At 62.5% G+C, this 12,989-nt stretch carries 9 protein-coding genes; 6 read left to right on the forward strand and 3 right to left on the reverse strand.

What is annotated here, in order from left to right:
* The 3 genes from H7007_RS05265 to H7007_RS05275 form a co-directional block, all read left to right on the forward strand.
* Nucleotides 1-893: TrpB-like pyridoxal phosphate-dependent enzyme (locus tag H7007_RS05265; RefSeq protein WP_287153651.1), on the forward strand; the 893-nt coding region annotated here is incomplete at its 5' end.
* A gap of 532 nt (nucleotides 894-1,425) precedes the next feature.
* On the forward strand, nucleotides 1,426-1,938 hold the full coding sequence (locus tag H7007_RS05270) for a hypothetical protein (RefSeq protein WP_287153653.1): 513 nt from the start codon (nucleotides 1,426-1,428) through the stop codon (nucleotides 1,936-1,938).
* Nucleotides 1,935-2,390 (forward strand): nuclear transport factor 2 family protein, encoded by a 456-nt coding sequence (locus tag H7007_RS05275; protein ID WP_287153654.1) that lies wholly within the window; start codon nucleotides 1,935-1,937, stop codon nucleotides 2,388-2,390. The genes H7007_RS05270 and H7007_RS05275 overlap by 4 nt, the downstream gene beginning before the upstream one ends.
* Nucleotides 2,391-2,692: 302 nt before the next feature.
* Here the strand turns inward: H7007_RS05275 and H7007_RS05280 are convergent, their stop codons facing one another.
* Together H7007_RS05280 and H7007_RS05285 are read right to left on the reverse strand one after the other, a co-directional pair.
* On the reverse strand, nucleotides 2,693-3,295 hold the full coding sequence (locus H7007_RS05280; protein WP_287153656.1) for a TetR/AcrR family transcriptional regulator: 603 nt from the start codon (nucleotides 3,293-3,295) through the stop codon (nucleotides 2,693-2,695).
* Nucleotides 3,296-3,682: 387 nt separating this feature from the next.
* Nucleotides 3,683-6,598: a helicase C-terminal domain-containing protein gene (locus H7007_RS05285; protein ID WP_287153732.1), complete on the reverse strand. Its 2,916-nt coding sequence runs from the start codon at nucleotides 6,596-6,598 to the stop codon at nucleotides 3,683-3,685.
* Between the two features lie 281 nt (nucleotides 6,599-6,879).
* Here H7007_RS05285 and H7007_RS05290 point away from each other — a divergent pair, with 281 nt between their 5' ends.
* The 3 genes from H7007_RS05290 to H7007_RS05300 all read left to right on the forward strand — a co-directional run bounded on the left by H7007_RS05290 (nucleotide 6,880) and on the right by H7007_RS05300 (nucleotide 11,562).
* Nucleotides 6,880-8,016: a mandelate racemase/muconate lactonizing enzyme family protein gene (locus H7007_RS05290; protein ID WP_287153658.1), complete on the forward strand. Its 1,137-nt coding sequence runs from the start codon at nucleotides 6,880-6,882 to the stop codon at nucleotides 8,014-8,016.
* A 63-nt stretch (nucleotides 8,017-8,079) separates the two neighbouring features.
* Nucleotides 8,080-9,024 carry a TetR family transcriptional regulator gene (locus tag H7007_RS05295; protein WP_287153660.1) on the forward strand — a complete coding sequence of 315 codons (945 nt, stop codon included), beginning with the start codon at nucleotides 8,080-8,082 and terminating at the stop codon, nucleotides 9,022-9,024.
* 576 nt (nucleotides 9,025-9,600) lie between these two features.
* Complete coding sequence (locus H7007_RS05300) at nucleotides 9,601-11,562, forward strand: AMP-binding protein (protein WP_287153662.1); 1,962 nt, start codon at nucleotides 9,601-9,603, stop codon at nucleotides 11,560-11,562.
* Nucleotides 11,563-12,017: 455 nt separating this feature from the next.
* Here the strand turns inward: H7007_RS05300 and H7007_RS05305 are convergent, their stop codons facing one another.
* Nucleotides 12,018-12,926, reverse strand: a complete 909-nt coding sequence (locus tag H7007_RS05305; protein ID WP_287153664.1) for a PH domain-containing protein — start codon at nucleotides 12,924-12,926, stop codon at nucleotides 12,018-12,020.
* Between the last annotated feature and the right edge of the window lie 63 nt (nucleotides 12,927-12,989).

Raw genomic sequence — 12,989 nt, forward strand, 5'->3', positions numbered from 1 at the left:
CCGGGCAGTGGGGGAGCGCCCTGGCCATGGGCTGCAGCTTCTTCGGCCTGGAGCTGCAGGTCTTCATGGTCCGCTCCAGCTACCAGCAGAAGCCCTACCGGCGGGTGCTCATGGAGACCTGGGGGGCCAAGGTGCAGCCCAGCCCCAGCGAGATGACGGAGACGGGCAGGAAAGTGCTGGAAAAGTCGCCCGACACCCCGGGAAGCCTGGGAATCGCCATTTCCGAGGCCATCGAGCTGGCCGTGCAGGGCGGCGACGTGAAGTACAGCCTGGGAAGCGTGCTCAACCACGTGCTGCTCCACCAGACGGTCATCGGCCTGGAGGCCAAGAAGGCCTTCGAGCTGGTGGGCGATTACCCGGACATGGTCATCGGCTGCGTGGGCGGCGGCTCCAACTTCGGGGGGACGGCCCTCCCCTTCGTGGTGGACCGCCTGCAGGGGAAGGACATCCGGCTCATTGCCGTGGAGCCAACCTCCTGCCCCACCCTCACCGGCGGCCGCTTCGAGTACGACTTCGGGGACACGGCGGAGATGACGCCCCTTCTGCTCATGTATACCCTGGGCCATGAGTTCGTCCCCCCGCCGTCCCATGCCGGAGGGCTGAGGTACCACGGTGACGCCCCGATCATCAGCCTGCTGGTGAAGGAAGGGGTCATGGAAGCCCGGGCCTACCACCAGGTGGAGGTCTTCGAGGCTGCGGTCACCTTCGCCCGCACCGAGGGGATCATCCCCGCCCCCGAGACGTCTCACGCCATCAAAGCGGTCATCGACGAGGCGGTAAGGTGCCGGGAGAGCGGCGAGTCCAAGTGCATCTTCTTCAACTTCTCCGGGCACGGACTGCTGGACCTGGCGGCTTACGACGAGTACCTGAGCGGGCGCCTGAGCGACGTGTGAGGCGGCGGCGCTCCACTTTGTGGAGGGACGGGCGCAGCGAAGCCGGCGAAGGGCGTTTCAGAGGTTGCCGGGGGAGCCCGGGAGGATCGGCGTCGCAGGAGGGGGGAGGCCAGTGCGGACCATCCCCCCTCCCTCTTCTTCGGGGCCGTAACGCGGTTGGGGCAAAACCGGTCCCGTTCATATTGAGGGGCTCCGATATCAGCTAATGCACAAGGGCGTCATCGTTTAGGTTTAAGGCCGTCCGCTCCCCCGCGGTTTTCCCGGTGAAGGCCCCCCGGAACCTGTTCCCGTTGCGGCATGACCATGCACGCCGCCACGAGACGCGGAAAAGAAACCCTCATCCCGAGCGATCCCGGGAATCGACGACCGTGCGCTCATCATCCCTCGAGGACACGAACGGGAGCTGCCGCAAGGGTGCGGAGGATGATCCATTCCTTCTGGTGGCCTACGGGATTGCGAGAAGGGCACAGGATGATTTTGCACCGCTGTCCCTGCGAGGGTTTATAATCAGCCTATGGTCAAGGTTCTTCGAATGACGCTCTGTTTATCGTTCGCTTTGCTGGCGGCAATCCTGCTGACCCCCGGCTGCGGGGGCGGGGGAGGCGTGGAGAAGGAAGAGGCCGAGCTGGCAGAATTTACCGTCCGGGAGATACTCGTGCCCCGTGAGGGGGAACGCAATTTCGTCGCCGTGTGGATGCGGAGATCGAGCGGCACGGGGGACATCTCCGTGGAGGCCTTGGCCCAGCGCATATGGAAATGGGAGGGAGGGGTGCTCTCCGAGATAGACCTGGAGGAATACCGCCGGCTGGTGGGCACTCACGAAGGAGAGCGCAACACCTGGACCTACGGGGAGCATTCGGTGACGGTCATGGAGTACGACCCGGAGAAGGGGGAGGCGGTGGTGGAGGTCGGTTCCCTCTACGGGCCCATGACCGGGGCGGGCATCAGGTATTTCCTGCGCCGCGAGGGAGGCAGGTGGAAAAAGGTCTCCGAGCAGACGGTGTGGATGAGCCGGGCGGGGATGGGGAGAGGATGCGCGGCTTGAAGGCTCCGGCGTGGACAGCCGTTCTGGCGGTAGTCCTTACCCTGGCGGCGGTGACGGCGGCCGGCTGCGGAAAGCCCGCCTCCCCGGCCCGGAGCGAGGAGGAGAGGGTGGCCGAGGAGGCGCTGCGGGCGGCCATGCGGGGAGATGGCGAGGCCTTCCTGCGCCTGGTGGCGCCATCTTTCCTGGAGGTGGCCAGGGCGGAGATGCCGGAAGCCGACGACGAGACCCTTGGAGCGGTCCTTCTCGCCGGTTTCACTGAGGACGTCCCCTACGGGGGAGTCGAGGAGCCGGTGTTCCAGGTCGATGTGGAGGGGGACCGCGCTGTGGTGCACGTGTGGGGCGTCTTCCTGGACCGGGAGGGGAACAGGATGGACCTCGGTGAGGGAGAGGCCCTGCGCGTGCCGCTGCGGCGGGAGGAAGGGAGCTGGTACGTCGACCTCCTGGACCTTTGAGGACCGCCCCGCCTTGCCTTCACCCACCGGGAAAAACCCAGGACCTGACGAAGACCGTCTCTTTACTCCGGGACAGAGGGCTGGCGCCGTCGGGGCGGACAAAGGGTTTTCTCCCCCAGCGGCAAAAGGGAGGCTGGTGGAAGGCCGGAGCATGATCGACACTCCTCGCCGGCGTAGAATTTTTATCCAGGGAAAAGGGTGGCTGACGGAGAGCGTGAAGGAGGGCGGTGAAGGCACCGGGCTCCCGGGCGGGGGCGGAATGCGGCCCTATGCCTTCGGGCGAGGCGGCCGGTTCAGGGGATTTAGAAGTTCAGGGCCCGGAAGATGAGGAGGGCGAGGTTCTCCACCACTTCCTCCGGAGAGCCGGATATGAACCCCGCCTGCCTGCCGTAGACGGTGAACCCGATGAGGGTCACCAGGAGCTGGGAGGCGATCCTCGCGTCGAGGTCCTTGCATTTCCCCGCGGCCTGCATTTCCAGTAATTTCCTTTCCAGTATCTCGGAGAAGCGGCGGTGGAAGTCGTTGAAGAGCCCACCGAAACGGGCGTTCTCTATAGCCGCCTCCATGTACACGTTGTGCAGGTCGCCGTGGCGGTCGAATATGTCGTGGATGCCGCGGAGGAGGATGCGCACCGCCTGGTAGTCGTCGAAGGCCATGCGCTCCAGGAGCACCCAGGCGGACTCGCTCAACCGCTCCAGCTCCAGGACGAGGTCGGACAGGAGGGCCATGAGCACGTCGTCCTTGCCTTTGAAGTAGTCGTAGAACGTTCCGTGCCCGCACCCCGCCCGCTCGATGATGTCCACCACCTTGGTGTCGTGATAACCCTTTTCGCGGAAGACGCGGTGAGCCGCGTCAAGGAGGTTCTGCCTGGTGACCTGCGATTTCCTGGTCTTTGCGGGTTTCATCTCCCCTCCCGATCCACTTGAGCGCCGCCGCTCCGCTCGCCCGCCGCATGCCTGGAAAGCCTGGAAAATCAGGGATTCGACTCGGTGTCGGTATGAGTATATCACGTCTTGCGAGTCCCTTAACCCCGGTCCGGCTTTCCGGGCCCGCCTTCCCCGCCGTCGGTGACCATTGCCGAAGGCAAATCCATTTCCAATGCCGGAAGACGGCCGTGCTCCGGCTCACTCCGCCGTTGCCGGGCTCGCGTCCGCGGTGCGGATTGCTCTGAGCGCCTTACGGCCTGGTCTCCCAGGTCCGGCGAGGCGCGAGAAGGCGGGTCGTTCCGCCTTTCCGGAGCCAGTCGTACACGGGAGGCGTACCCGGGTCGCTGGCCCGCTCTTCCCTGGGCGTCAATCGGGTGGCGGTGGTTCCATGCCGAAGAAGCGCCTCACCGCTTCCCCTGCTTCCTCTTTTCCCACCACTTCCACCCTCATCCCGGTGGGGAGGGCGGCGCGGAAGGCGTAGGAGTAGGAGCGTTTGAGAAAACGGGGGTCCAGGACCACCACCACCCCCCGGTCCGTGGAACGGCGCATGAGCCTTCCGATGCCCTGGCGGAAGAGGGTCAACGCCAGGGGAAGATAGTAGGAGCGCCATCCGTTCTCGCCCCGGCGTTCGAGGTCCTCCACCCTACCGGCCACCACGGGGTCACCCGGATGGCGGAAGGGCAACTTGGCCATGATCACCGCGGAGAGCGACTCGCCGGGGACGTCCACCCCCTCCCAGAAGGCCTCGGTGGCCAGGAGGACGGAGTCGCGGTCCTCCCGGAACCTCTCCAGCACCAGGGCGTTGGGCAGGTCCCGGCTCTGGGAGAGACAGGCGATCCCCTCGCTTTCCAGGAGCGGACCGAGCCGGCTGCGCAGGTAGGCGATCTGCTGGTGGGAAGTGAGCAGGACCAGGGTACGGCCCCCCACCGCCCGGATCACCTCGCCGCACACCCGGCATATCTCATCCAGGTAAGGGCTGGAGGCCGCGGGGCCCGCAGCGGGCTCGGGTAGGTCGCGGACCGCCAGGAGGAGGGAGCGGCGGGCGTAATCGAAGGGGGAATCCACGGCCAGGAGGCGAACTTCCCGCCCCTCCCCCTCCATCTTGTCCAGGCCGGTCCGGCGAAGGAAGAAAGAGAACCCCTTACGCTCTCCCGTGGTGCGCAGAGAGGCCGAGGTGAAGACCGCGGCATCCAACCGTCGGAAGAGCAGGCCGGCAAGGCTTTCCGCCACGCTTACCGGGGCGCATTTGAGGCGCGGCCCCGAGTCGCTGGCCGCGGCATGGGCGGTCCTTGGAACCTCCGCCCAGCGCAGGTGGCGGGAGAAGTCGTCCGAGCGGGGGGAAAGGAAGAATATGGTCAATGTTTCCAGGCCCTTCCCCGCCCTTTCGGCCAACATCTCGGCACGGCGCAGGGAGAGCACGAGCTCCTGTTCCTCCAAGACGGAGGTGGCGGAGATCCTGTCCCGCAGCCTCAGTGTCGAGGAGGCGAAAGAGCTCAGGAGTCCCGCGAGCTCCTCCGCGTCCCGCCGCGCTGCGTCCCACTGCGGGAGCGAGAGTTCGCCGGCGGTGAGCCTCCTGGCCTCATCGTCCTCCGGCCATCGCGAAGCCCCCGGTGTCCGCTCCAGCGCCTGGGGCACGGAGAGCAGGAAGAGCGACTCCGCCGCATGGCGGGTTCTCTCGGCGAGAGCCAGGTATTCACGCAGTTCCCGGAGACCGGCCTCGTCCTCCAGGCGCTGTTCCCAGAGCGGGGCGAGGCCTCTGGGGCCGGTCCCGTCCTCCAGCAGGCGCAGGCACTCCTCGAGGGAGAAGGAGAGGGTGAAGGCCTGCGTGGCCACCTCCTCCAAGTGGTGGGCCTCGTCGACCACCAGGTGGCGGTAGGGAGGGAGGACGAGGTCCGAGGTCTCTCCTCCGGAAGTGCATATCTGGGAGAGGAGAAGCGCGTGGTTGACCACCACCACCAGGCTGGTGGCGGCCAGGGCGCGAGCACGCTCCACAAAGCACCGAGACTGGAAGGGACAGCGGGAGCGGAGGCAGTCCTCGGGCTGTGAAGCCAGCCGTTCAGCGGCCCCCGCCAGGGCCAGCCGGAGGTCGATGGAAATCTCCTCCAGATCGCCGCTGGGGGAACGTGACATCCAAGAGGAAAGGAATGCGTACCCCTCGGCAGGGGTGAGGCCGTACAGGGGCAGCACGGGCTCGCCCCGGGACAGTTGGCCGCACCACTCCGACCACTTTCGCAGGCAGAGGTAGTTCCCCCTCCCTTTGAGGAGGGCGTATTCGAACGTGCCCAGCGCTCGGCTGAGAGTGGGAAGGTCGCGGTGGTAGAGCTGTTCCTGGAGGTTGCGCGTATAGGTGGAGATGATGAGGGGGGAACCGCTGGACCGGGCGTGAAGGACTCCCGGCACCAGGTAGGCAAGGGACTTTCCCACCCCCGTACCCGCCTCCACCACCAGGAAGGCGGAATCCTCGAGGGCCTCCGCCACCGCCCGGGCCATGGCCTCCTGCTGGGGGCGCGACTCGTATGCCGGATGCAGCGAGGACAGCGGTCCCCCGGCGGAGAGGAAATCGACCGCGCGCTCCGCGCCGCTCCCGCAAGCGTCCGTGTCTTCGCCGTTCTCGGGCTCCGGCAGGTCGACTTCCTGAATGGGAAAAGATTCCATACGCGGCAGGGTTTCCGTCAGGTCGGGGTAGGCATCGGGAACCCCTCTCCCCCCGGGAAGGTGGGAGTGCCAGGGATTGCCTGCCTCCGAGAAAGCGCCTTTCACGGCGGCCCGGAGGCGGGAGGGCGCCTCCCGCCAGGCATCCATGAGGTACTGAAGGAGGCGGCACAAAAGGCGGACTTCCTCCGCCGCCTTCCAGGTGAGGTCCTCGCCGAGGAGGGAGGAGGCCAGGGTCTTCAGGGAGTGGTCTCGGAGGTAGGGGAGGGCCAGCCAGGCTAGTTGCCGGAGCTCCAGCACCTTTTCCGGGGTGGGCGGCCCCCCTCCTTCGGAGAGCAGGGCGAGTTCCGCGCCGTCCGCGGCGTAAATCAGGATGGGCCTTTCTCCGGCGAAGCGGAGGAGCGCGGCGGCGGCCTCGCGTGGGGCATGACCTCTCCGGTATTCCCCTTCCTCCCTGCCGGAGCGGCGGCAGAGCCATTCGGGCGGCCTACATCCCGGGTCCACCAGGCAGGAGAAGGCATCGGCCTCCCTTCCATGCACCAGCAACAAGGCGGCCGCCTCGAAGGGGAGGAATTCGCCCGGCCCCCTCTCCACGGCGATTACCCGCAAGGCACAGAACTCTCCCGGCACGCCCTTCAAAACCCGTCGCCTCCGACGTCGTACGTTCCGCTGTCGCTCTTTCCGCATCGACCCCGCGGAGGAGGGTCGCCCATTCCGCCCGGCCCTCAATCCTTATCATAGAATCGGGCACGGGTACGGTGTGAAGTGTAACCGAAGGCGGCGACACCCGGGCGGCTGCGGGATGTCGGGCGCCGTTCCGGGAATCCGGCGTTTTGGTCTATTATTAGTAAAATGGAACGGTTTTCCATGCGTCACGGAAGGGGAGAATTCTGCTCCAGGGAGGGGTGATCATGAAGATAGTCGATGCCGAGGCCTACATCTGCCATTTTCCTCTACGCGAACCCTTTCACCCCAGCTGGATACCTGGCCTGCCCTCCCACGCCAACAGCGCGGTCATCCTCCGCCTGATGACCGACGAGGGCATAGACGGGGTTTGCAGCGGGGTGGCCTTCGCCGGCGAATGGAAGGGTTTTCCTGAGCTGATAAAGGTCTTCCTGGTGGGCAGGGACCCCTTCAGCGTGGAAGACTTCGTGCAGGTTCTCCGTTCGGCCAAGGTCATCGGCTTCCGCGCCTGGTTCGTGGAGATCGCCCTGTGGGATATCATAGGCAAGGCCACCGGTCAACCCGTCTACCGCCTGCTGGGCGGAGCGCGCGACCGGGTGAAGGCCTACGCTTCCACCGGCGAGCTGCGCGACCCGGAGACCCGGGCCCGAGACGCGGTGAGGCTGGTGGAGGAGGGGTTCAGGGCCATCAAGCTGCGCATACGATACGACGACATCCGCAGGGACCTGGCGGTTGTGGAGGCCGTGCGCGTGGCGGTGGGTGACGAGGTGGAGATAATGGTGGATGCCAACCAGGCCTGGCTCATCCACGGCTTCGGGCCCTATCCCAAATGGGATCTGAAGCGGGCCATGACCGTGGCCAGGGAGCTGGAGAAGCTGGGGGTGGCCTGGTTGGAGGAACCTCTGCGCATGCGGGATTACGAGGGACTTGCCACCCTGCGCCGTTTCACCACCGTCCCCATAAGCGGCGGCGAGCTCAACGACGACCTGGACGATTTCCGGGAGCTCATCAACCGGGGCTGCTACGACATCATCCAGCCGGACGTGACCTTCGCCGGAGGGATACTGGCCGGGCGCAAGCTGGCGGCCATGGCCGAGGCCGCCCACATCATCTACAATCCGCATACCTGGACCAACGGCCTGGGGCTGGCCGCCAACCTGCAGCTCATGGGGGCCATTCCCAACTGTACCCACTGCGAGTATCCCTACGACCCACCGGGGTGGACCCCGGAGGGACGGGACGCCATGCTCACCGAGCCCATCCGGATAGACGGGGAAGGCTATGTGAGCATCCCTTCCCGGCCCGGCCTGGGAGTGGAGGTGGACTGGGAGAAGGTGCGCGCCCACGGGGAGAGGGTGCTCTGAGGGGCGAAGGAGAAGGACGAACAATAGGGATGAAGTAGAGGTCTTACAGGGAGTCGATGGTAGATGGCGGGAAAAGGCAGGCATGGGCTCATGAAGATGAAGGAGCTGTCCCGGGCCTCGGGGCTCCCGGTGAGCACCATCAAGTTCTACCTGGCCAAGGGCCTGCTCCCGGTGCCCCGGAAGGAGAAGCCCAACGTGTCCTATTACGACCGGGCCTTCCTGGAGCGCCTGATGGTCATAAAGAGCATGCGCTCGGAGGGGTTGTCCATAAGGAGCATAAAGAGCATCCTGGACCGCTATCCTTTCCGGGATGTGGAAGACTGGAACCGCTTCCGGGAGAGGGTGCGCAAGAAGAGTGCCCGGGAACTTGCGGAGGTAGAGCGGCTGGCAGCCATGAGCGACGAGGAGAGGAGGAAGGAGGAGATCCTCGATGCCGCCTTCCGCGTCTTCTCCTCCCGGGGATACCGCACCGCCACCATGGACGACATAGCCGCCGAGGCGCGGGTGAGCAAGGGCACATGTTACCAGTATTTCCCAAGTAAGGAGGAGATATTCATCGCCACCATGGAGCGCAGCCTCCGGTCGCTGCTCTCCGAAGCGGGGCAAGCCGCGGGCGAGGCGCGAGATGCCCTAACCCGCCTCGGGCTGGAGGGCCTTTCCTTCATCTCCCGCTATCGCGACGTCCAGTTCATGTTCCTGAGCGTGGTCTCCGAGGCCCTGGCCGGGAACCGCCGCCTGAAGGAGAAGGCAGCGGAGGCCTACCGGAGGGTAGCGGAGTTCCTGGCCGAGGACATCCGCCGGGGCATCGAGGAGGGTTCCTTTCGACCCGTGGACCCCCTTAGCGTCTCCTACGCCCTCATCGGTATCGCCGAGGTGGCCGGGAACCTCCACCTCCTGGAGAAGGGGTTCGACGTGCCGGCCTTCTTCGTCAAGCTCATGGACTTCATCCGGCACGGCCTCTCCTCCACCCCGCAAGGGAGCAGAGGTGAAGGTGAAATCGCAAAATGAAATGATGTGAAGCCCCGCAATTGGCATCGTTCCCTCCTGACTTGCCCGCTGCCGTCTTTAGGTTTCCGTACACTTGAACTCTTGCTCCTCTCTCGGGATGAGTGCGGCTCCTGCCGCCACGACTTTAGACAAGGTCGACCTCCACGGCTGTGTTCGGATAAGCGTCGATCTTGACCGTAGTGCTGCCCATGAGGATCGCATCACCGTACACCAGTCCGGCCTTCGAACATTACTGGGGTATCCTCTTTGACGGTTCGTGAAGGAGTTCCATTGGAACCCTGCTCTGGTCGTAGGGACATGCGGTTGTTGGGTATCATCTCGTCCGGATCGAAGCCTAAGGATATGTTATGGGCGAGTTCAAGCGCATCTCCTCCGTCGGACGTCTTTCGGTTTAATTAGCATTACCGGACCGGAACAGGGCAAGATATTGTTGATGATGGGTTATAGCTTATAATTACTTCCGTTACCGGGCACAAAACATGCCAAGGCAAAATAAATCGGGGCACAATTTCAATTCCTGGCACTTGAAAGACTTATTCACATAAACCTTTTTAAAAATAGGGGAGGGAGGTTTAAATGAGTGTCAAAGTATTGGGGCATCGTGAAATTGAGCATGACCACTTCTCCAATTACCGGCAACATTATCGCGGACCCAGGAGAACAAACCACACATGGAAAGCCAGGTTGGAGGCCTTCGCCAGGCTCTTCGGGCAGAGGCCTGCCGTGATTCAAGGGGACCGCATTCTCACTTGGGACCGACTCAACCGTAATTGCAATCGTCTTGCCCATGGAATGGAAACGTTGGGAATCAAAAAGGAGGATCGGGTAGCCATTCTGGGCTTCAATTCCATTGAATGGATAGAGGTCTATTTCGCGGCCTCCAAAATAGGAGCGGTACCTACAAACGTCAACCCCAGGTTTGTGCTTGAGGAAGTTCATTACGTCCTTGAGGACTCGGATGCGGTCATCGCCTTCGTAGAGGAGCCTTATGCTGAGGTTGTCGCTGAGATTTGGCCCAGATTGCCCGGGCTCAAGAACGTTGTGGTTTACGGTGTCGGCAAGCAGCCGAGCATCGTGCCGAAAAGGATGCTTGCTTGCGAAGACGTGTTGTCGAACGATGAAACCAATCCTGAAACGAAGGTTTATAATGACGATTTCTGTTTTCTGATGTACACAGGAGGCACTACCGGTTATCCCAAAGGCACGGTTTGGGACGGCGAACAAAGAGTGCGTGGCCTTGATTATATGTTGATCAACAACCTTATTCCCATCATTGACCGGCTTGCCGAATATCCGGACGAGACCGTTCACGGAATCTCCACGCTCTTTTTCTCCAACCCCAAACTGGTAAAGATAATGGATGAACTTCTTGCGAGTAATTTGGCCCGCGAAGTTTTACGCACGTCAATCGCAAAGGACCTCCTGTTCTTGCTGTTCAAGATGATTGTGGGAAACCCATACATATTGAAGGTTGTCGAAATCATGCAAAGCGAGGGGATAAGATTCTTATGCGCTGCCCCTCTATTCCACGGGGCAGGATATGAAGGTGCCTTCACTTATTTGGGCGGCATCGCTTCCACTACCGTTTTCCTCCCAACCCCTCATCCCTTTGATGCGCGAGAGTTCTGGGAAACGATTGAGAGGTATAAAGTGCATACCGCGGTGATTGTCGGGGATGCTTTCGCGCTTCCCATGGTTGAGGAGCTGCGTAGGGCCAAGGCAGAAGGTCGTTATTACGATCTCAAGAGCCTATGGGCTATCGTCTCCTCTGGCGCACGGTGGTCTCCGCACCTTAAACGTGAGTTGCTCGATTACAAGCCCGGGCTTCTGCTGGTCGACGCCATGGGTGCCAGCGAATCTTCCGGTGCCTTCGCTTCCGTCACCTCGGGGGTCGATGAAACAATCCAGTCGGCCGGGGCTCGGGTATTGGTCGGAAAAGGCGACTTCTATTCCAGACAACTTTTTCCAGCCAAAGTGATAGATCCCGAAACCGGGAAGGAGGTAAAGCCGGGCTCTGGAGAAATCGGCGAGTTCGTATTCGGAGGCCATATGGCTCTTGGCTACTGGAAGTGCCCGAAAAAGACGGCCAATGATTTCAGGATAATCGACGGTAAACGCTGGTTCTTTGTCGGGGACGAGGGAACGGTGTCCGAAGACGGCAGGTTCAACCTTATCGGCAGAGGAGGGAATTACGTCATCAACACCGGCGGAGAAAAAGTCTACTCCGAGGAAGTGGAGGAAATTATCAAATCCCATCCCAAGATACGGGATGTTGCCGTGATAGGCGTTCCAGACCCACGGTGGGGTCAGGCGGTCGCTGCTCTGGTTGAACTGGAGCCGGGCAATATCGCTACAGAGGAAGAGATCGTCGAATGGTGTCGCAATCGGATGGCGGGTTACAAGCGGCCCCGCCGCGTGTATTTCGTCGACAAGATACCGCGGTCTGCGATAGGAAAAATAGAGCGCGCCCGGGTATATAATCTGATTGCCGAAAAGAATCCAACTTCTTTTTCCGCTCCCGAAGGCCGAATTCCTTGAAATCCCGAGGGCGAACAGGTAAACATAGCAGATGGCACCACCGCTCGTAGCCTATGGAAATGCCGATAAGAACTGCCGTTGTCAACGCTTTTGGGAATCTTGTCAGCCCGTTTCTATTCAGCCGGGAAAGGTAACCCCGGGCGTGAGGCGGCAGTAGTATTATTACCTGTCTCCGAAGCTGTGCATCAATATTTTGTATCCATTCGAGGAAAAGACCAGGCCGATCGAATAGCCTTTCTTCCAAGGGAAACAACAGAAAGGAGGGAGGAAGGCTCAGGCAAGAAAGAGCCGTGATGCTTGCGGGAACATGGTCACACCCCTAAAGGAAGACGCACATGAATCTATGCCCGGTGTCTTTTGGGGACAATCGGCGCATCCTCTTTTGGGGAGAACAGCCAGAAACGCGTGAGAAACGGAGCGAATCGAGATGGTGATGCCTTTAAGGTAGAGCAAAGCTACTGGTCTTCGAGCTTCTCCAGGAGTTCCTTCTTGGCCCGCTGGAATTCCTCCTCGGTGAGGGCGCCGCTGCGCCGTAGCTCGTCCAGCTTGCGCAGGCCCTCCACCAGCTTCAGGTCCATGGCGGCGGAGGCTTCCCTGACAGCTCCCTCTGTGGTAGGCGGAGGGCCCACGACGGTTGGGGGGGAGGCGGTGGGCGCTCCGGCCGCCCTGCGTTGCAGGAAGGCGTTCCTCCGCTCAAGTATCAGGGCTCGCACTTCACGCGGATTTCCTATATTGGTGAAAGGCTGCTGACCGAACTCCCCCGCCGACTCGATGACCAGGTCCCCGTAGTTGAAGATCCTCTCCCACACGTTCTGGCTTCCGCTGATGTCGTTCACCTGGTCCAGGGGTATGACCTTGAACTGCTTGTTGAGCACCCCGGAGCTGAGGATCAACTTGCGGTCGGTGAGGATGAAGTGGGTGAAATACCAGCGCAGGAGGGGGAGGAGCAGCCAACCCACCATGACCACCGCGAAGACCGCCCAGGCCACCAGGGTCCACAGCTCGGCGAAGCCTCGGCTGTTGCGGAACCACATGAGAGCCGACCATCCGCCGAGAGTGAGCAGGGCGCCCGTCGCGGGCAGGAAGTATTTCTTATCCGGCTGGCCACGTTGCCTCAGGAGGGGTCGCAGGGCGAAGAAGAAGACCGACAGCAGAGCCATCAGCCCGATGAGTGCGATGTAGCCCCAGTTGGTCTCCCCGGGGACGGAAGAGGGTCCCGGCTTGAACCTGGTGAGCAGGAGAACCAGGGCGACCACGGCGGCGATCCCGGCCAGGAAATTCCTCCATATCTCCCACAGGGAGTGTCGGCGGTCGAAGACCACCTCCTCCCCGCTCTCCAGCATCTCCGACGCCGTCTCACCCATCTTCTATCTCCTTCTCTCCCGGCCGCCGCGCGCGTCTCTTGCCCTCCGGCCCGCTTCGAGGCG

The sequence above is a fragment of the Candidatus Solincola tengchongensis genome (genome assembly GCF_015711935.1).
GTDB lineage: Bacteria > Actinomycetota > Geothermincolia > Geothermincolales > RBG-13-55-18 > Solincola_A > Solincola_A tengchongensis.